General features: G+C 56.3%; 17 protein-coding genes and 2 pseudogenes. 8 read left to right on the forward strand and 11 right to left on the reverse strand.

Translation table 11 applies throughout. From position 1 onward, the window contains the following. Positions 1–36 precede the first annotated feature (36 nt). Positions 37–1389, reverse strand: a pseudogene (locus H7847_RS12710) (ISKra4 family transposase). A 90-nt stretch (positions 1390–1479) separates the two neighbouring features. On the opposite strand from H7847_RS12710, the gene H7847_RS12715 reads away from it, so the two are divergent. From H7847_RS12715 to H7847_RS12725, 3 genes and pseudogenes are all read left to right on the forward strand, one after another. Next, positions 1480–1914 (forward strand): YihY/virulence factor BrkB family protein, encoded by a 435-nt coding sequence (locus H7847_RS12715; RefSeq protein WP_406675995.1) that lies wholly within the window; start codon positions 1480–1482, stop codon positions 1912–1914. Then, the gene (locus H7847_RS12720; RefSeq protein ID WP_227269851.1) at positions 1892–2911 is read left to right on the forward strand and encodes an endonuclease/exonuclease/phosphatase family protein; all 1020 of its coding nucleotides are present in this window, start codon (positions 1892–1894) and stop codon (positions 2909–2911) included. Before H7847_RS12715 ends, H7847_RS12720 begins: the two co-directional genes overlap by 23 nt. Before the next feature lie 37 nt (positions 2912–2948). Next, positions 2949–4037: pseudogene (locus H7847_RS12725) on the forward strand (AI-2E family transporter). A 35-nt stretch (positions 4038–4072) separates the two neighbouring features. Here the strand turns inward: H7847_RS12725 and H7847_RS12730 are convergent. Beyond that, complete coding sequence (locus H7847_RS12730) at positions 4073–4327, reverse strand: GlsB/YeaQ/YmgE family stress response membrane protein (protein ID WP_227269852.1); 255 nt, start codon at positions 4325–4327, stop codon at positions 4073–4075. A 174-nt stretch (positions 4328–4501) separates the two neighbouring features. After that, a complete protein-coding gene (locus H7847_RS27020) occupies positions 4502–5053 on the reverse strand; it encodes a PRC-barrel domain-containing protein (RefSeq protein WP_227269853.1) in 552 nt (183 codons plus the stop codon). A gap of 36 nt (positions 5054–5089) precedes the next feature. On the opposite strand from H7847_RS27020, the gene H7847_RS12740 reads away from it, so the two are divergent. Then, positions 5090–5521 (forward strand): ArdC-like ssDNA-binding domain-containing protein, encoded by a 432-nt coding sequence (locus tag H7847_RS12740; RefSeq protein WP_264479554.1) that lies wholly within the window; start codon positions 5090–5092, stop codon positions 5519–5521. A gap of 75 nt (positions 5522–5596) precedes the next feature. Here the strand turns inward: H7847_RS12740 and H7847_RS12745 are convergent, their stop codons facing one another. Together H7847_RS12745 and H7847_RS12750 are read right to left on the reverse strand one after the other, a co-directional pair. After that, positions 5597–6091, reverse strand: a complete 495-nt coding sequence (locus H7847_RS12745; RefSeq protein WP_227269855.1) for an SMI1/KNR4 family protein — start codon at positions 6089–6091, stop codon at positions 5597–5599. Then, positions 6088–7791 (reverse strand): HNH endonuclease, encoded by a 1704-nt coding sequence (locus H7847_RS12750; RefSeq protein ID WP_227269856.1) that lies wholly within the window; start codon positions 7789–7791, stop codon positions 6088–6090. The genes H7847_RS12745 and H7847_RS12750 overlap by 4 nt, the downstream gene beginning before the upstream one ends. Before the next feature lie 111 nt (positions 7792–7902). Here H7847_RS12750 and H7847_RS12755 point away from each other — a divergent pair, with 111 nt between their 5' ends. Genes H7847_RS12755 through H7847_RS12765 form a run of 3 tightly spaced genes read left to right on the forward strand, consistent with a single transcriptional unit; the run spans position 7903 to position 11412 of the window. Further along, positions 7903–9117, forward strand: a complete 1215-nt coding sequence (locus tag H7847_RS12755) for a tyrosine-type recombinase/integrase (RefSeq protein WP_227269857.1) — start codon at positions 7903–7905, stop codon at positions 9115–9117. Between the two features lie 20 nt (positions 9118–9137). Further along, complete coding sequence (locus H7847_RS12760) at positions 9138–11204, forward strand: RHS repeat-associated core domain-containing protein (RefSeq protein ID WP_227269858.1); 2067 nt, start codon at positions 9138–9140, stop codon at positions 11202–11204. 1 nt (position 11205) lies between these two features. Beyond that, complete coding sequence (locus H7847_RS12765) at positions 11206–11412, forward strand: hypothetical protein (RefSeq protein WP_227269859.1); 207 nt, start codon at positions 11206–11208, stop codon at positions 11410–11412. A gap of 133 nt (positions 11413–11545) precedes the next feature. Here H7847_RS12765 and H7847_RS12770 read toward each other — a convergent pair whose 3' ends face one another. The 3 genes from H7847_RS12770 to H7847_RS12780 are packed head-to-tail and all read right to left on the reverse strand — an operon-like array spanning position 11546 to position 14901. Further along, positions 11546–12397 (reverse strand): TniQ family protein, encoded by an 852-nt coding sequence (locus H7847_RS12770; protein WP_227269860.1) that lies wholly within the window; start codon positions 12395–12397, stop codon positions 11546–11548. After that, entirely contained in the window at positions 12394–13275 is an 882-nt protein-coding gene (locus tag H7847_RS12775) for a TniB family NTP-binding protein (RefSeq protein ID WP_227269861.1), read from the reverse strand. The genes H7847_RS12770 and H7847_RS12775 overlap by 4 nt, the downstream gene beginning before the upstream one ends. Positions 13276–13287: 12 nt before the next feature. Further along, on the reverse strand, positions 13288–14901 hold the full coding sequence (locus tag H7847_RS12780) for a Mu transposase C-terminal domain-containing protein (RefSeq protein WP_227269862.1): 1614 nt from the start codon (positions 14899–14901) through the stop codon (positions 13288–13290). A 254-nt stretch (positions 14902–15155) separates the two neighbouring features. Between H7847_RS12780 and H7847_RS12785 the strand changes: the two genes are divergently transcribed. Then, positions 15156–16385 carry an AAA family ATPase gene (locus H7847_RS12785; protein ID WP_227269863.1) on the forward strand — a complete coding sequence of 410 codons (1230 nt, stop codon included), beginning with the start codon at positions 15156–15158 and terminating at the stop codon, positions 16383–16385. Positions 16386–16399: 14 nt separating this feature from the next. On the opposite strand, the gene H7847_RS12790 is transcribed toward H7847_RS12785, so the two are convergent. The 3 genes from H7847_RS12790 to H7847_RS12800 form a co-directional block, all read right to left on the reverse strand. Then, complete coding sequence (locus tag H7847_RS12790; RefSeq protein ID WP_227269864.1) at positions 16400–16786, reverse strand: thermonuclease family protein; 387 nt, start codon at positions 16784–16786, stop codon at positions 16400–16402. A gap of 918 nt (positions 16787–17704) precedes the next feature. After that, positions 17705–18211: a hypothetical protein gene (locus H7847_RS12795; RefSeq protein WP_227269865.1), complete on the reverse strand. Its 507-nt coding sequence runs from the start codon at positions 18209–18211 to the stop codon at positions 17705–17707. 373 nt (positions 18212–18584) lie between these two features. Beyond that, a complete protein-coding gene (locus H7847_RS12800; protein ID WP_227269866.1) occupies positions 18585–19466 on the reverse strand; it encodes a hypothetical protein in 882 nt (293 codons plus the stop codon). Positions 19467–20060: the final 594 nt, after the last annotated feature.

Here is a 20060-nt window from a genome sequence, read left to right on the forward strand (position 1 = left end):
CAGTAGCAATTTTGGGGAGTGGAAAGAACCTGGGGATCAAGCCGCGAGCAGCCGCGCTTTGCTAAGCCTTCCATCCAGGACTGCCGCTCGTACCGTTGCCACGCGGTGGGCACCTTGCGGGGACCAACGCATCCGACGCTTCTTGCCCATCCGGGCGTTGGCAATATCATTTACCAAGCCCTCGGCTCGAGAAGTCGAAACTGGTTTACCGTTGCGCCGCCGATGACCATAGTCGACCAATGCGGCGCGATTGTATTGCAGATAGGTTTGCAGCTCCATTGTTCGTGCAACTGCCGAGAACGCCGCATCGTTCGTTCTGCCAACAGTTTGGCTTCGCACGTGCATGCCAAATCTGAACAGCGCTTCAACGGTATCAAGCGCACGCTCCGATTGGCCATGCCATATGCGCCAGCGCAAGTTTTGCACCAGTGCCTCGACCTCCTCTGGGTCGTCCAGCAACGAAAACAAGGTTTGGAATGTCGTTTCCACATGTCGGATGCGAATTGAAATGTGCCAACAGTCCAGAATGTGATTGACCTCCGCACCTGTGGCTTCCCGCACCAATCGCGGTAGGGCTGGATCGCCATCGGACAGCACCGTCACCACCAAATCCTCACGCCATCCGGCAGCTTCCAGATTTCGTCGCAGATGTTCGCGCGGATTGTTCGCACCAATCACGCTCAAGCCAAATCGGCGTTTCTCGCATCCTTTGCTCTAGATAGAACCAACAATGACTTCAAAGTTCCGGCGTTGATACTCCGGTCTTGATCGGACATATGCGCTATCCAAAAATACCGTAATCTCAGGTGACTCAGAGCGTTGATTGGCTTCTGTGGCCACAATAAGTTCGCTGCTGGAAAGGTCATCAGCGATGGTCGCGAGTCGGTTTCGGATCGTTACGTGGTTCTGTTTAGCACAAGGTGTCAGTTCATTCAGAAGCCTCGCAGCTTCCCGAAAACTATGGCGCGCTCCCAGTTCTGCTTGCAGTCGTCGGAGCTCCGGAGTGGCGTTGTCCGGCAAGAGACGGGTCAGAGGAGACCGCGCGACTCTCAGCGTGGGAAACCCAGGCAGCCCACACATGCACATCCGAACCCGCGGTACGTCGACGGTCACCCGACCGAAGAGCGTGTCGATGCGGCGTTGGCGGCGATCATGAACCGGTAGATATGTTCCGCAGAAGCGACAGACGCGCTCGATTTCGCGGATCTCTTCGATCTGATCCTGTAGTAGCGCGCACTGAACTTCCTTCAACAGCGATTTTGCCTCGGCCATACACAGCCCAAGGTCTTCGCTCGAGGCATCTAACGTTTGACGTTCCACTGTACAAATTTCGTGTGACCGCGTCTCACCCCATCCGAATTCTGTCTCCAACTTGATCCTGAATTTCATCTCTATGCCTCCTGCAAAAACGGCGAGATTTTAAGTCAGGAACGTCCGGAATCCCCACATTTTTCCACTCCCACGCTTGGTCTGCCCGCGATACTAGCAGTCTTTGATTTCGGGGCGCTCATAGAGACCGTCATGACTGCCGGACTTTGGATCGGATTGCTCTGCTTGACCGTTTTTGGCCTCTCCGTTCTCTACCGCTATGCACCATCCCGTGATGAACCGGAATGGAAATGGGCCTCTCCTGGTGCCATGGTTGCATGTCTGATCTGGATCATCGCCTCGGCTGTTTTTGCTTTCTACGTGGGCAACTTCGGTTCATACAACGAAAGTTTCGGGACGCTTGCCGGAGTCATTGTTCTCCTGATGTGGTTCTGGATTTCCGCCTTCATCATCCTGCTCGGCTCAGAGCTGAACGCGGAGATGGAAGCGCAAACGCGCGCCGACACGACGAGAGGGCCTGATGAACCCATAGGATCGCGTGACGCGGTCAAAGCGGACCATCTTGGCCAAGCCGCAAATTCATGATGTCGGGTTCTTCAGCATGCTGAGCTGGGTCTTCTGGGCTGCAGCCCTCGCAGTTTTGGTTACCACACTCTTGCCGCTGACCAACAGCGTGACATGGTGGGTGCGCATGTGGGATTTCCCGCGCGTTCACATCGCTGGCGTTGCACTCCTGACCCTCTTGGCATGTCTGCCCTTTGCGATTTCATCGAAACCGATGCTGGCAACGGTTTTGGTCGCAGTAATAGCCTATCAGTCAGTTCAGATTTTTCCCTACACCCCGTTGGCGCGACTGGAAATCGCCATAACCACCGCTCCGTCTTCGTCTGAGGAAATCTCGCTGTTGTCGGTGAACGTCTTGATGGAAAACACCCGACACAGCGACCTGATTGCGATTATCGAGCGGCAAGACCCGGATGTCTTACTCTTAATGGAGACCGACGACACCTGGCATGCCGCTTTGGCCGAGACGCTGTGGCAGTATCCCACCATCAAGCAGCACATCGCCGGAGATCACTATGGCTTGATCTTTGCCACGCGGCTACCAACGTCTCAAGTCGAACTACTTTGGCCTCTGGCCGATGATACTCCTGCGGTCCGTGCGGTACTCGCATCTCCTAGCGGCATCGATTTCAACTTCATCGGTCTGCACCCGCGACCTCCCGTGCCGGGCAACACGACGGCTGTGCGCGACAAGCAGATCAAGGACGCCGCACTGATGACGCAATCATCGGAACGCCCGACGATCGTTATGGGGAATTTCAACGACGTTGCCTGGTCCTGGACCACGAAGCGGTTCAAGCGATACGGCAATCTTCTAGAGCCACGTGTCGGCCGGGGCATGATCTCTAGTTTTCACGCGGACTATCCCTTCATGCGATTGCCAATCGATCAGCTTTTCATGACGAAGGACGTCGGGCTGGTCTCGTTCCGCCGACTAGAGAGCTTCGGATCCGATCATTTCCCGATAACGGCGACCGTTTTTCTGCCGTCGGAAGAACAGGCAAATAATGGAGAATGATCAGGAAGAACAGTCGAACCCGGAGCAATCAAAATGCATGCCAGAGGCCCATCCGAAGCGTGTCGAAATCGCGACCATCGGGATATTCAGTCTGCTGTTTCTACAAGGGCTGGTCTGGGCCAGCGATTTCCTGATCCCGGTCACGGCGGCTTGCCTGGGATATTTTGTGCTTAACAGGCCGCGTAGGGTGTTGGCAAAAGCAGGGATCCCACCAGTGGCCTCGGCCGCTTTGTTTGCCGCGATTCTGACAGCTCTCATTGTCCTTTTACTGGTGCAGCTCAGCGCACCGGCAGCGCAGTTCATCGAAGACCTTCCGTCGCTGATGGACGAGATCACGGAAAAGCTGTCTTCCGCAGGTGGGACACTGGAGGCCATCAATGACGCGACCGTTGCCGCAGAAGAGATCATTGAGGATCAAAATGCTGAAACAGTCGAGGTCGAAGTCGTCTCGAATACAGGGATCGCAGCAACGCTGTTCAGTATGGCACCTGAATTCCTGAGCCGGATCCTTTTCGCCTTGATCTTGCTCTTATTCCTGATTGCGTCGGGGGACATGTTCCTGACGAAGACTGTTCAAAGCTTCGCGCGCTTCACAGACAAGCGGCGCGCCGTCGAGGTGGTGCATTCGATTGAAGATCGTCTCGGCTACTATCTTGGTGGCATTGCAATCATCAACGCGGGCCTTGGTGCCGCCGTGGCACTGGCGATGTATCTTTGGGGTTTGCCGAGCGCCGTCCTCTTTGGATTCATGGCCTTCGGTCTCAACTTCGTGCCCTTTCTGGGCGGTCTGATGGGGGCCACAGTTGCTGCAGCCGTCGCGTTCGTAAGTCTGGACGGGACCTGGGCTGCAGCGGGAGTGTTTGCCACCTAAATCGCCCTTACATCCGTGGAGGGTCAGTTTATCACACCGCTCGTCATCTCGAAAAGGATGTGTTTGAACACTCCAGTCGTCTTTCTGTTTGTCGCGTTCTTTGCCTGGATCTGGTCGATTATCGGCATGATTGTCGCGCTACCGATCCTTATTGTGCTCAAGATCGCGTGTGACGAAACAAAGTCGCTGCAGACGCTCGCACGGTTTCTCGGCGACCTGGACGAAGATGCCTCCACCGACGCGGAGAAGACATAGTCAGCCGACGGCTTAAGCTGCCAACTCGTGGTCGGTTAGGTCTTGCGGCGGATCAGTCGCCCCAGAAAAATCAGCAAGCATGCGCCCGCTGCGGCAACGATCAACTGACCGATCCAGCCACCAAGCGTCGTGCCGATGATCGCAATCAGCAGCCAGTTAAGTACCAGCGCACCGATGATACCCAGCACGATGTTCATCAGCAGGCTCTGATCCGATTTCATGATCTTTTCAGCGATCCAGCCCGCAAGCGCGCCAATGATCAGTGAGCCGATCCATCCTATTCCAGTCATTTTTTGTCCTTCTTTGGGATTTGAGTGAAGCTGATGCGTGAGCGGCATATCCGCGTTCATGCCAGACCTATGGACGAAAACAAAAAAGCGCTACCGCCGGAGGGACGCCGGCGGCAGCGGAACTCGTTAACAACACTGGAGCGATGCGGGTCATTGCCCGCATCGCTCAGAGGTTCAATCAAGACCGAGCTGTTCAGCCAAACGCAGGCCGGGGTCAAGCACACGCACTTCGTTCTCATTGTACTCGGGCATGTTTTCCAGTTGAGACTGGGTGAACTCGGGCAGGATCAGCTTTTCAACCGGCACGGCTACTTCGTTCTCACCCATGCCGAGGAAACCACCGACACCGATGATGGCAACCAGCGTCTGACCGCGCATACCGATGAAGTCGACCTCACCCACGTCCTCACCTGTCTCGGTTGTGATGCTGCGCCCAATCAGGTCTTCAGCCGTGCGGTCGAAGATCGGCAGAACGCGGACAGTCTCTTGATAGCGTGCGCGGTCTTCGTCGGCCATGTTACCCGCCTCATCCGCGTTGAAGTCTTCCATCACAACGCGGGCCTGCATTTGCTCGACCTCGACATTCGCTTCGCCGCCATCGACGACGTTGACCTCGGCCTCCTCGCTGGTGACAGACACATCGGCGCTCTCGCCCTGTTCGACATTCACCTGCGCCTCTTCCTGGGTGACATCGACCTGTGCTTCTGCTGCGTCAGAGATGCTCACCTGTGCTTCAACATCCTTGTGCTTTGGGCCAAGGCGATGAGCAAAGATTACAGCTCGGCCCGCTGGATGACGTTCAATCAGGCCAAGCAGCTCGGGGGGCATGTCCGCAAGGGCGAGAAATCCGCCACCGTCGTGAAGTACGGGACCGTCGCGCGCGAGGACGAGAAAGGTGAGGAACGGCAAATCCCCTATGCTAGGGCTTACCGGGTGTTCAATTCCGACCAGATCGAGGGCCTGCCCGCCGAGTTCTACATCCTGCCCGATCCGCCCCGTGATCTTGGCACCGTGGCCGACCCTGTGCTGGAGGCGTTCTTTGCCGCGTCCGGCGCGCGGATCGACGTGACCGGGGAGCCGCGCGCCTACTACAACATCAAGACCGACCGCATCCACATGCCGCCGATCGGATACTACGGCACCCTGGCGCATGAGCTGACCCATAATGCCGATGTTCAGATTATGCCGACCTGATCAAAAACACCTACGAAAATTGGCGGATGCGCTGCTTGTGCGCGGCATAATCGAGGATAATTCTGAGGCGAAAGATCAGACTTCGTTCGGATCAGGCCCAAGCATCGCTATGAATTCCGAGAACGTATTCGCGACTGGATGGAGGAACAGAGCCTCTTCGTAGTCATCCTCGTCTTGAAAGCCTGCGTCGTCTACCTTTAGCGTCTCGTTTGCGGGGCGCGCCAAGATGTAAATTCTGCCATGCATTGGGCCTTCCCGAAGATCCATGTAGATGCCTTGCGAGCCTGTGTAGGCGATCTGAAGCAGGTGCGAATGGATGTAGGCCGAAAAATTGTTGTAAGGATCGTCTTCGATGGAATTTAGGGTATTACTGGTAATACCATAAATTTCCTCAATGCTCAGCAAGATGAGACCTTGCACCTGAAAAAAGGCATTGGAATCGGCGGGGCGGCCACCATTGCATTTTAGGAGGAACGCTCTGTAGTCAGCAGGTAACCTGAGGGCTCTGGTTACCTCAAATCCGTTGATTTTTGCATCATCAATTGGTTCATTCTGCCTCTCGAAGTTCATTGATTTCTCGCTCTGGATGCGCCGCCTTGGTGGAAGAAGTCTCGGTTTATTACTCGGGGGATCAGCTGCATCGTACGTGCATCTTCAACATGGTGCCAAACCCAGTCTTCAGGTGCATCGCGTCCCCATTCCGGCTTTCCAGCGGCGACATTTGCCCAGCGGTTGTCGGTCCTTCCAGTCCCAGAAACATCAATCTCAACGGACCGCACACCACTTGGATGAGTCATAAACGGACGGAAGTCGGGGTATCCACCCGGATACTCTACAGAGACCCGTTGAGGCTGTCCCAGAAGCTCGATGTCCGCTGTATAGCGGAAATGTCCCTCTGGCATCAGTTCAACTGTGCCGCCCCGATTGATCCACTTCTCGAACTTTGGCGAGTACGGTCCCGCATTGGTGACGCCTTCGAAGTCCGGATCGGTTCTAAGGCGGTCGAGCGTGAGTTCCTCGGGTGCTGTTAGCCCCTCGGCGCGACGCCGAACACGGCCAAGGGCGGCGACTCCGGCCAGGACTTCTGGCAGCCCATAACCCAAAGCGCCGGCATAATCGCCTACAGCGATCCTTTCGCGAAACGGCTCCACCATCGCTTCGGGCAAGGACGATGGATCGGCATAGATGGCCTCAGCCACACGGCGCAGGTCGTCCAGACGTATGTCGGGAATTCCTCGTATCGCCTCAGCGACATCCACCAGCGATGTGGCGGTGCCCCCGACGAACCGGTCTATTGGGCTGCGGGCTTGGGTGAGTGCCTGATCGATAAGTTCATTTGACGCTCCGGCCGCTGCCAGAGTGGCTGCCGCCGCCAGGGCGTCGGGATTTGATATCCCAAAGACCGATGCCAGGCGTCCCAGTCCGTCTCCGTGGCGCTCCAGAAGATTGAGGAAGGCGTCCGGGTTATCTTTGATGGCGTCTCCCAATTGCTGGAACGCTAAAGCCAAGTCGCCTTGCGTCTGGACGTCGAGCATCTCGTCATCAATCGTGATGCCCGGTTCTGGTTGGAATAGGTCGCGTAAGCGTTCACCGAAAGTCTGAGGTCGAACGCCTATACCTGCTGAAAAATCGTCCCCGAGATCGCTCAGGAACCTGTCAAGCAAACCAACGGGTCCCAGCAGACCAATGTCGGCTCCGGGCGGCACCGGGCGCGCGGAACAACGACAGTTTGGCGCTTCGCCAGGCTTCTCACCGTTCGAATCCCATCTATACACGCCACCGCCGCGAGCGGAATGCGAGGCCCGGACCTTCTCATCACCTACGGTTTGCCAAACATACTGTTCAATGCCGAGGTCACGTTGCCTGATCTCATTGATCAGACCAGCAAAGTTCCGCAGCAGCCGCTCTTCCATGGCTTGCCGAACAGGTCGGAGCCTTTGAGGATGTGTGTTCCATTCGGCCCAGATTGCTGCCAGTCTTTGATCCCACTCGTTCAGAGTCTCGTCGGCCGCGCTAGCAATGCTGGGGAGGTCCTGCTCATCTAGGGGTGGGTCATAGGCATCAGCCAAAGCATCCAGCAGCATGGTGGCATTGTCGCGGCCGACGGTATCAAGGCGGTCTTCAAAACTGCTCCGCAGTGCGCCATAGTTTGGAAAGTTGTTCTTGACGGACCAGTTGACGCGCTGGCCGAGAACGCGACCGTCGGACTTCCGAAGCAGAAACTCGCCCTCTCCGCCGGTGCGGATAAAATCTGAAAATGATTGATGCATGCAAGGTGCCCGGAACTGATTGGGCGTCAATGTCTCAAGATTTGGTTAACAGGCTGTAACTAAAGCGTTCGCTGGCCACACTGCCTCTTCGTTGAAACGAAGGAGGCCAAAATGGCAAAAGAAAAACCAGATCAAACAGTTCAAAGCACTCTGGACGAAGCCGCCGCCAATTTTGTGGCGATGATCACAGCTCAGGGATATAGCACTCACACGGTCGAAAACTATGCGCGCAACGCTCGGAAGTTTGCAGCCAAGCTCGAGTGTTCTGGTGTTCCGCTTATGAAGTTGGATGACCAAACCGCAGAAGAACTGATCTCACAGATTACACAACAAATTTGGGCGTCAGGTCGAAGCCAAGTTAAGTACCAACTGGAACGGTTCCGGGACTATTTGATCGCTGAACACGGGGCGCCGCCGCGTGAACCGGAACCAATCGATATGTCGCCGCGGGCGGTTCTCTGTCGCGAATATAAAACCTACCTGCGCGTTCAACGCGGCCTGTCCGAGGAGACGATCTACCATTGCTTGCGGTTCTTTGATCGGTTCCTGACAGCGAAGTTCGGCGCCGGTCTAGGCGATCTGAATAGCATCGAGCCCGACGACATCACGGGGTTCATACTCTGGTTGCGCAAGGAACAAAACGCGCCGCGGGACAAGACAGGCCCGTCGCATCTTCGCAACCTCTTCCAGTTCCTGTTCTGGAGCGGAAAGACCGAGCGCAACCTGAGTGCCGCCGTGCCAAAAGCGCGCCAGCCCAAACCAACCGGCATTCCGCGGTATCTTGAGCCGGAAGAGGTCAATCGTCTCATCGAGGTGGTGCGCGGCCACAAAAAAACGGGCCGACGCAACTATGCAATGCTGATGTTGATTGCCAGGCTTGGCCTTCGAGCGCCGGAAGTGGCGGCCATTGAACTGGATGATATCGACTGGCGGGCCGGAGAAATCCTGATCCGCGGCAAGAGGCAGTTGCACGATCGGATGCCAATGTCGTCGGAGGTTGGCGAGGCGATCGTCGATTACATTAAGAATGAGCGCCGAGGTCCGGATCGGGCGCTGTTCGTCTCCGTCAAACCGCCGTTCAAGCGGTTCAAGGACGCGCAAATCCTGCGCTGGATTTTGCGGGATGCCTATGATGCGACCGGCATTAGTCCGCCACAAGCCTATATCGGCACGCACATTTTGCGGCACAGCCTGGCCACCGACATGCTGCGGAAAGGCGCTTCGCTTGAGAAGATCGGGGATGTGCTGCGTCACCGGTCGGCGATGACCACGACGATCTATGCGCAATACGATGTGGATGCCTTGCGCTCGATCTCACGTTCCTGACCGACGTTGGAGGAAGTGCAATGAAAACACTGTCTCAACGGCTTGATGAATATTTGGCACTGCGCCGGTCGATGGGTCTTGATCTCTCCTTTGATGAACGGGTCCTGCGCAAGTTCACGACCTATGGCGATGAAAACGGGTTCGATCGGATATCGGCACCCTTATTCCTTGATTGGAAGGCAAACTACGGCGGTGCAGACGATAACACATGGTCCCGTCGCCTTGGCATGGTGCGCAGGTTCGCCTTGGTCACTTCGATGACTGACGCGCGGGGCGTCCTCTCAACCTATGCCTATGATGATGGTGGTCGTCTGACCTCGCGATCCTTCCCCTCAGCGCCGGGTGAAGACCAGGCCTTCGTCTATGACACGACCGTCAATGGCAGTACGGGCGAGGACAAGATCGGCCAGATCAACGATGAGAGCGGCTCGATCACCCGTGAATATGGCAGTGACGGCTACGTTGCCCTGGATCGCCGGGTCACGGACGCCGCGCAATATGACGTGCTCTATGATCACGACAGCTATGGCAGGCTCCAGAAGGTGACCTATCCGGGCGCGCTCGAAATCGCTTACACCTTCGACGCGCTCGACCGGGTGAGCAAGATCACAGCGCAGCGCCTGATCATTGATCCGGGCACGGGGCAATATCCACCGCCTCAGACGGTCGTGGATCAGGTCACCTACAAACCCTCCGGGCCGCTGGCCTCGATGATCTATGGCGACGGAGCGACCCATACGCGAACCTATGACACCTCCTACCGGCTCACCGGGCTGTTGGATCAGGTCGGCCTGACCACCCTGCGGGATGTGACCCACAGCTACACCAGCCGGGACAATCTCGCCTCCCTGACCGACGGGCTGAACGCGCTGAACAACGAGATCTATCAATATTCCAGCCGTGAATTCCTCTCGCAGGCCTCGGGTCCCTACGACCAGATCGACTATACCTACGACGCGGTTGGCAACCGTGCGACCCGTGCAATCACCGCCTCTGCGACGACGGTCACGGATATCTATACCTACCCGCTGACCTCGAACCGGCTGGAAAGCATCGCGCAGGGGGCGGGGGGCGGCCGTGTGCTGACCTATGATGCGGCGGGCAATGTCACATACGACAACCAGAATGGCGGTGGCTATGGCTATGCCTATAATGCCGCGGGCCGGATGGAGAGCTTTGCGATCAACGGCGTGGTGCAGGCGGAGTACCTCTACAACGCCATGGGCCAACAGGTCGTACGCCGCCTAACCCAGGCAGGCCAGACCATCCACTCCGTCCATGATCTCGATGGCAACCGACTGGCGGAATACGACTATGACCCGCAGACCGGCACCGCGACGCTGCTGCAGGAGTACATCTGGCTGGACGGTGCCCCTGTCGCCGTGATTGACGGTGCGACAGGTGCGATCGCCTTCATCCGTACCGATCACGTCGCTCGGCCTGTCTTTGTCACAGACGACGTTGGTGTCAAAGTCTGGGAGGCCAGTTACCTGCCCTTCGGCGGTGTGCAGACCGCCACGAGATCGAACCCTGACCTGCGCTTCCCGGGTCAGTGGTTCCAAAGCGAAAGCGGCCTGCACCAGAACTGGATGCGGGAGTATGACCCCACAACAGGACGCTACATCCAGGCAGATCCCCTCGGGCTCGTCGATGGCGCTAGCGTCTACGGATATGCCCTCCAAAACCCGAACAGGTACATAGATCCAAGGGGAACCTGCATCGGGCCACTTGCCGTAGCTTGCGCTGGCGCATTTGGCGGCGGGATCAGCATTCCTTCCGGTGCAGGGTCAGGCTTGGCAATTGCACTTGGCATCGGGGCCGCAGTCACGCCAACTACGCCAGGCGATGGAACTGCTGGCGAAGACGCAAAAAATGATGCCACCGAGGGTGACGGGAGTTGCGAAAAAGACGACGGCGTAGACTGCGAAAAACAGTACCAAGACGATTTGGATGTTTGCCGAGCGTTGGGCAAACGAAAATCGCGACTTGCTCAAGCCAATATGTGCTACGGTACAGCTGAACTGAGAAGAAATGAGTGCGAAAGATACGGATATCCCGTTACGCCCTTGAACGTTTGGTGGAATTGATATGAAATCGCATAGCGTTTTTTTTGATGAAAACTCGGGTAGGTTTGTGGTGCACAGGGTTAGGGATGGGAAAGCTGCCATCTTGGCGGAGTTTAGTCTGAGTGAAGTAGAGAATTTAGACTTTGACGATGCCGTTGATACCTTAGCAAAAAGAATCGGTGAAATCCTAATTCTGGACAATAAGATCGCGGTTAAAAAGTTGAGTTAGAGAATGCGCGAGGGATAGATTGTGCAATGGCCGTCGGTACGATGACTTAGGTGTCACTTAGCACTTAAATGTAAGAATGCGGTCGTTTCGAAGATTTTTGGCACTTCAATCTGAGAATCATCGAGCCTGAGTCTCATATCAACTGCATCTGTTGGGGTGGTCCCCACTCGATCGCCGGGGTTACCAAATGGTCGGTCGCCATGACAAATCGGGTTTTGTTGTCTCCCATCATGTGCCCTTGCAACATTTTCAGCATCGGCGGCCCTGCGTGGTCGATGATTGCCACGCCTGCTAGGAGCGCGGGACGGATGTGTAGCGGCAGAATGGGGTGCTTTGGCGAGAACGCGGACGCGGACTCTTTGGTCAGAAGGTCATCAAAATCGGGAACGATGGCGCCGAGGAGCCGGTAGCGCCAAAAATCGCAATCGCGAGGGGGTGGCCAGGGGATGCGGCGCATGAGCAGGAGTCGCGCAATCTCCAGAGGTGGCAACCATGTTTCAACGCCGCGTTCTGTGTGGTTGTGCAACAAGGTCTCACCGCGACGTGCCGCTACGCGATACGGTGCAAGCGTTCGATCGCCATCGCTGGTGGTCTTGTCCTGGAATAGTTCCCCACAGTGCGGGCAGGTGATCCGCCAACCTTGCAATTCACTCCGCAGGATTGGCGGCGAGCCAATGTCGGTATCAATGCAATGCGCGCAATGTTGCACCGGACTCTTGGCGATGAACCGGCGAGCTGCTTTCGGGGCGTCTGCGAAGCTCAGGCTGCGTACAAATTTCGGGCTAACGCCAAACATCCCCGCAATCCGGTCTGCCTGGGCTTTGGTCAGGGACAGGTCGATTGCACCAAGCGACGTCGCCTCCGGCAATCCATGACGCAGCATGGTTAACGGCGTGACCCCATAAAAGTCCGCGTGGCGGCTGATCCAGGATGAAAGAAGTTCGCCGCGCATGGGCGGCAAGGTGACGGGCAGGGGTCCCGTCATGCGAAGGCCGCCTCGGTATCAAATGCAGGCACCCAGGCCTCGACGGCGCTGTCGCTGATGTGTTCGGTACCGCTTTCGATGGCCTCGATTGCAAGGCTGCCCAGCATCTGGAAGATGTTGGCCGTAATGCCATCCGTGATCTGCAGAATGCGCCGCAGGGATTTCGGCGTCAGCACAGAGGATTGCCGCAATGGAGTGTTGCGCAGGATCGACGCGACCAGCGTCTCGAAGTCCTCATTGGCGGCCCAGCGGTTCAGGGTGAGCTGCTCAAAGCGGCGCGCAAGCTGAACGTCACCGCCGATGGCTTCCCGGGCGTCGTTCACGCCGAAGCAGACCAGTGAGATTTGGAGCCGATTGCTGAGAAAGCGCAGCATGTTGAGCACGATACGTTGCTCTCGATAGGTCCCGGCGAGGATGTTGTGAACTTCGTCGATGACCAGCACCTGGACGCCGATGGCCTTCATGATCCGCATGGTCGCCTGTTCCATCTGAGCAATATCGGCCCGCGGTGCCTGGGGCGCGCCGAGGAGGGGAAGCAGTTCACCATAGAAGCGCCGCTCGCCGGGGCGACTGACCATTTCCATGGCCAGGACCGGTGTCTTCAGAATACCGGTCCGGCGAGCGAGATGCAGCGGATGCTGATCGCGGAAGCGTTGCATGATCATGGTCTTGCCCATCCCGCTGTCGCCAAAGATCGCGACAGACGGCATGCGGGGGCCTCTTGGATGATCAAGGAGCGCCTCAAGGCGATCGAGGGCTTGCTTTGCGCGAGGGTAGAGAACCCAACGGCGGGACCTGATGGCGCGAATGCGTCCTGCTTGGGGTTCAGACAGCAGGGCCGCCGCGTGGGCGGTCAGATGAGGGTGATCGTTTGTCATTTTGGCTCCAGCTCATTCGGTATCCTCAACAAAGGGCACCGGTTTGGTGGAGTCGACACCACGGAGCGTGCCCGTGTTCCGGAAGTCATCGCCCCGCCTCGGTTGAGCCTTGCCGCGCCGCGCGGTCGCGGTTTTGTTTACGGCCTCGTCAACCAACTTCCGCTGTTCGAGCGCGGTCCTCACGACCGCGCGGCTATCGACTTCACGCCGCCCTTTCTCACGCAGGGTGCGACGCGCCGTCAAAGCCTCGTGCAGGGAAATGGGTGCCAGGGTCAGGTCCGCGTGGCGGGCTTCAACGAAGTTGCCCGTGGGCCGCCGCACGAACACGCGCGACATGTCGCGCGGATCGTACTTCACCAGAAGCCGCCGCTCAGTCCGGCCGACATCGGCGCTGAGCGCGGGAGACCAGTAGCGCAAACCAAACAGATGGATGCCGGTCGGGCGCAAGGTCCGCTCCTGTTCCGGCAGGAAAGAGACCCAGAACTGCAGTCGATCCTGCGGCAGCCGCAGAGGGGTCTCACCTCCGTGGTCCCGCCAGACGGCGAGGGGAGGGCGGCTCAGCGAGCTGTGGATGGATTGATGATAGGACCCGACAATGTCGAGGGCGATATAACGCTCCAACTCACGCAAGGTCAGCGCCGCATGTTTCCTTGAATCATACTCCGCGAGGTCCTGCGCGTTGCTGAAGGTCGTGCCGGGCAAAAGGTGCAGCCGTCCCATTTGGGTGCCGATCAGCCGCTCGATGTGTCCGCCGAAGCGCGGAGTCCCCGGCGGCCGCCAGTCGATCGCAATGCCCGCATTCTCGCAGCCACGCTTGAAGGCGCGACTCCGGAAATCCGCGCCGTTGTCCACATGAACCCGGTCGGGAAGGCCGGCCACAGGCCAAGGCTCTTCGATCTCGCGCGCTTTTAGCCAGGCAGTCTTGTCATATACCGAATGCAGCAGGCAGAGGCTCGTCGAAAGCCGGGATGGCGCATCCATGGTCAGGTAGAACCCCGTCACCATACGGCTGAAGACATCCATGGCCAGGGTCAGCCAGGGTCGTCCGATCGGTTCGCGGGTTTCCTCATCGACGACAAAGATGTCGGCCTTTGTGTGATCGATCTGAACAATCTCGAGGGGTCGGGAGGTGCTCAGTGTTCCCGGGACCGGCATCGTCTCTTTTATGATCTGCGTCTCGCCCCGGCGCTGCGCCCGGTGGCGCAGGTCCAGGTCACCCAGACGCCGCTCAATCGTTCGACGATGCGGCGGCTTCAATCCTGCCGCGGTGCAATCCGTTTCAATGTCTCGCACCAACTGCGAGACCGTCGGGCGGGTCGGTTTCAGATAGTACTTGCGGATTGCCGTCTCGACGATCTCTTCCCGTTGAGCATCCAAAGCGCGATGGCCCATCGGACGTCCGCGCTTGGTTTCAACGAGCGACATGACGGTTCCGTTCGCCCGAAACCGTCTCAGCAAGCGGTATGTCGTCGCTTGGCTGACCTGCAGCTCGGAGGCAAGATCGGCAATAGCGGCCACGCTTGATTCACCGGAACTGGAGTCCAGGAACCTGCGTATCGCGGCCGCACGGCGGCAGGCTTCTGCCCACTGGGCGTCGTCTACCTCGTCTGGAAGTGGTTCGGTCATGGCGAAGTCCCGACAAAATCGGAGCCACGATTATCGAATTAAGTGCTAAGTCACCAAGAGCCCCTAACGTGCTATTGCAAAAATCTGCCGGGGTTATACTGGCATGTACGCGTACACTCTGGAGTAAACGCACGCATCTCAGCGTCGTTCTGCTCCACAAAATCATGTATTGAAGACCTATAAATCAGAAAGTAACAAATTTTTGTTGCAATCGTTGTTATGGGCATTATCCTCTACGATGTTTGGAGAGGCATATGCTATTCAAGGTTGAGATTGAGAACTTTCTGTCCATCGGCGATCCGATCACGATCGATCTCCGCGCGCGGAAAGGCACAGACGATGTGCTTGGTCGATTATCGCCCATTTATAAAGATTCGGACGACCGATCACCGAACGTCGTTGCCTTGTTCGGTCCGAATGCGGCCGGCAAGACGAACGTCTTGCGCGCGATCACCTTCGCAACCTGGTTCGTCAGTCGAAGCTTTGATTGGAGCCCAGAGACATCCCTGCCCTACGAAAAATTCGGCTCCATGGAAAAACTGGAGCAAAGAACACGACTCGCGTTCAGCTTTGCAGGGTTTGTGGATTTTCTGAACCCCAGCATCGAGGGCGAACAATGCCCCTATTCTTATGAAGTGATATTGGGACCTCGAAGAGCACCCCAAGGAGATGGGTTGCAGGATATCGTGCTGTCAGAGAAGATCACTTATCAGCCCAAAAGACGCGGGAAACCAATCACCATTTTGGAGCGACGTGGCTTGGAGATTGTAAAGGCCGCCCCTGGTCTGATCGACAAAGGCACCCGGCTCGCCTTGAAGTCGGTTCTCCGCGAGCGCGCCAGCATCATCGCCACACTCGGTCAATTGAACAATCCGGTTGCAGGTCACTTCTTGAAGTCAACAGCATTGATTTTTTCCGACATTTTCATTGATCGGAAGATCATCGGCGAGCGTGACCTATCCAATTTCTATCGTGATCACCCGTCGTTCTTTGACGCACTCAAGGATCTCGCAAGGCGGATCGACTTGGGAATTGAGGACGTTCAAATCCATCGCTATGCGGATGACATTACCTTGCATTTTCAACACGCTGGGCTTGACCAGATCATTACGCTCCGGCGTGAGAGTGATGGGACTCGTAATTTGGTGTCGGTTTTTCCCTATCTCGTGCAGGCGCTATCAACAGGTGGGATTGCCATCATTGATGAGCTGGATACGACAATACACCCTATGCTCCTCCCAGAGATTGTACGCTGGTTCGGCGATGAGGTTCGGAATCCGCATGGAGCGCAGCTTTGGATGACCTGTCATTCAGCCAGCTTGCTGTCGGAGCTGACCAAAGAGGAGATTTTGTTCTGTGAAAAAGACCGGAAAGGGCAGACCTCTGTTTTCAAGCTCGCTGAGATCGAAGGTGTCCGCCGATCAGAAAACTTCTACGGGAAATACATGAGCGGCGAATACGGCGCTGTACCCCAGGTCGGGTGAAGGAGCAGTTCCGATCAGGCAACGGCGCAGATCTCTTTTTTTGGCTTGCGAAGGGGAAAGCGAGCAAGGCTACGCTGCCATGCTTCGCGCCTTTGCAAATGATGCCGGACTCCATGTTCATCTCGACGTACATGTACCGGGAAGATCCGGAAATCCGCATGTTCTCGTAAGAAGGGCCTCTGCGATCGCGCAGACGCCGCACCGCACTGCCATTTCCCGCCATCTGGAGAGAAGCAGGTTTGCCCGTTCTCCGGCGCATCGATCCCGTGCAATCGGATCAGCACGGGCCCGATTTCCAACGTGTCACCGTCAAACACACTCAATGCACCCTTGATCGTGATGGACTGGACATCTGCACGGCCCACCGAGGAAAGCAGAGAGATGGCGACGGCAAGTGCCAACAGTACGCCTGTCGCAGAAAAAGACCTTCTGAACGATGTCCTGAACAATGAGAAGCCCTCGCATCACGGATCGATTGAGATCCGAGAAAACGAGATCAAGCTTAACAAGCCCTAAACAAAATGCGGACATCACAATGGCGCAGTTGCGCGGCAATATGGATGCTATTTTCAGGATCGCGGAGCGAGGGTCGGTCTTCGTTTCGGCAACCAAATTAGGCCTAATGTGTTGAAAAATGTTATCTGCCAAGCCGGGACGGTGTAGAAGCGAACATTTAACTGACGAAATTTGGCCAAGCCCTTGTGTCTCAGCTAGTCAACATACAAGAACTTATCGGATTCTGAGTTTCTCTGGGACTAAAAAACAGTACAGAAGAAGTCCGACATAAGCTCAAAGCCGCATCCCACGGTCCATGCATCGAATTAGTTCTTTGCCGTGATCATACGCAGTCCTTAGGTCTCCGTAAGTTGCTGTGTTTGGTCAAACACCCTGACCTGCTCCCCTGAAAAGTTCTCGATTTGAGGTTAGCCTGTTCTCCAATTGAGGAGACAGACGATGAAGAGAAGCCGTTTCAGCGAAGAGCAGATCATTGGCATCCTGAAGGAATTCGAAGAGCTCAATTGTGTTACCTGAAAGGGCAGGGGAGACTGAAATCATCGGCAAAGTCATCTGGGTCGGTTGTCATGTTTAGATATTTTTGAAAGATATTGTTTTGAAGAGATTTGTTTTTGCCGCCGCGTTGCTTTTAACGGCATGTGCTGAACTGACCGCTTCCCAGTATTTGCGCTTCAAACTGGTCCGCAGACCATACTCGTAACGTGTCGATGCTACGATCCTTAGCAAGCTCAAGAATCAAGAGCGGGGGTCTATATCTAATGTGCCGCGAAGACCGCCGCGCTGTCGTGGGATCAAGGTTTGAATTACACAGCAGAGATATGGACGCCGTCCGGTGTTTGTTTTTCAGCCAGTCCAAACACTGAAAGCTGATTGAGATCCGGGTCTCGGGCAAAAAAGTCCATCATGCGGGAAGAGGTTCGTTCACTTGCGACATTTTGCGACTTAGCGAAGGAGTCTTGCAACGAGTACCCAAGGCGTCGTGCGGCGTGATCTGCTACGACAAGATAGCGATAGTTCTCGCGGTAGTCGGACCTAAATCCTTCCGCTATGTGGGATAAAACCGCAAGATCGACAAAATCTGTGTTTTGAGTGTCGAGGGCTTTTTCAGCAAACCGACAAGAAATTGCCAAGAGCTTGGCTCCGGTCTCTCGACTCAGATGTCCATCAAAGACCTTGCGTTCGGCAGCGCTTAAGTGACCCCAGCCCAACAGTACTTCAGAAACATCCTGAATAATCTCGTCCATGCCCTTGCGAAAGCGAACGCTGCTAGCGTCAATTTTTTCAATATTGTTCAGTAGCTTTTCAAGCATGCTCTAACTACCTGGAAGAACCATGTAGTCACCCACACGGCGATATCTGGCATCTCTGAGTTGTCTCAGTTCTCGATAAAAAACCGTAGTTGGGTACGTTGGGTTGCCTGAACGCAAATTGGACATGGTGATTGGCGATCCAAGATAAAATGGTTTTCCAGGGTCAATTCCACCCTGAATCCATGCATCATTAACATTGATCGCCCAATCGGGCTTGTTTAGACGCGTCATGCCCAAAGCATCTCCAACCTCTGTGTCTTCCAAGCGCCCCATGATGATGTCATTTCGCGAATTCGCCGTTTGCTGGTAGGAGCGCCAAGCTGCGTCAGCTTCTGTGTCGGAACTATAACGGCTTCCGTATTTGGCCAGAAAGTCATCTTTTGTCCGGAGCACACGGCGCGAGGAAGAGCGCGTGATCCGTGTGACCCCGTTTGTCACCCCTTCTGCGATCTCGTGGATCTTGCCTTTCAGAGCCCTGATGAGGTCGACCATCTTGCCACTTATGGATTTCAACAGGGTGAACACGCGCAACAAAGCCCGACCAGCGCGACCGGCACCAGACAGTGCTTTTGTCACCTTTGCGATGTAGGTCGCAATCCGCGCCGCCAGCGCCGGCGGTGAAGAACGCGATGATCGCTAGTACAATTGCGATAAACAGTTCCGGGATGAGATAGCCCACGCCCAACCCGACCATGTCGCTCCAGAAATTGGGCGGGATCATCATCATGGTGCCAAGCATCGTCCCACCCAGCACCGCTAAAACGCGGGTCTGCGTGGCCATCTCGATCATGGCACCTGCCCATTCAGCGCTCTCCTCAACAATATCGCTCAGCAGTTGCGCAATCTCTTCCAGGCCTGGAATGCTTTGGAGCGCCCGTGCAATCGCCTCCAACCCAGCTTCAAAGGCGGCAACGGATCCTTCGGCAAGGCTCTGTAACAGCGCCAATATCTGGTCACGGTTTTCCCAAAGCGCCTTGGCACTCTCCGACAGGCTGTCCCAGGCGTCGCCCAGCATATCGGGAAGGTTCGACAACCACTCCCCAACAGAGTTCCAGAACTCCCCTTCGCCTTCCCACCAGGCGGAGGCTCCAGACTTAATACTACCCCAGAGGCTGCCGAACAGGCCAAGCCAGCCATCAGCTTCCCATTGGATGATCCAGGGCTGCATTGCCGTTTCCATTGTCCGCGCAAACGCCGCCAGTTCAGCGACAATTTGCTCTTCCAATGCTGCGGGATCACCAGCGTTTTCTGGCACAAGTTGTGCTGTGATTGGCCCCGGTTCGGGCGCACGATCATCTTAAGCTCCGACTTCGGGCAACACGCTTTGAATCGGCTCTCCGTCCTGCAATCCAAAGGTTGCCAACGCGCGGGTTCGACCCCCTTCAGAGTGATCGGCCCGTCCCGATACTGCACACGTAACGGTGCAAGTGTTATGGGCGTTTTCCACCGATCATCGTAGTGAGCCTCAACACGGAAGCGGGCCGCACACGGCTCGCAGATCTCGGCCAACGGCGTGTTCGGCTGAGTCGCTGCCACTTGGGTTGCCGTCGAAAAACTATCGAAGCTTTGTGGGTGCTCCCCCATTAGACAATCTTGCTGTAAATCGCAGATAGATCATCCGTGAGGTGAGAGGCCTTGTCGGCTCCTTTGATTGCGCACAGGATTCGACCGTATTGTGGATCACGAACCCAGCCAGTGCCATGCGCCAAGGCGCAGGCCACATAAACGCACTTGGCCAGACATTGTAATCTGCGGATGCCCCAAAGGGATCATCCGGCCAGAGGGAATATCTGGCCGCCGGTGCGCGCAAGGTCGCAGCCTCGGGAAGACCAATGCGAAGGTCGATGGC

Origin of the sequence: Roseobacter weihaiensis, from assembly GCF_020622345.1 — a bacterium.
Classification (GTDB): domain Bacteria; phylum Pseudomonadota; class Alphaproteobacteria; order Rhodobacterales; family Rhodobacteraceae; genus Roseobacter; species Roseobacter weihaiensis.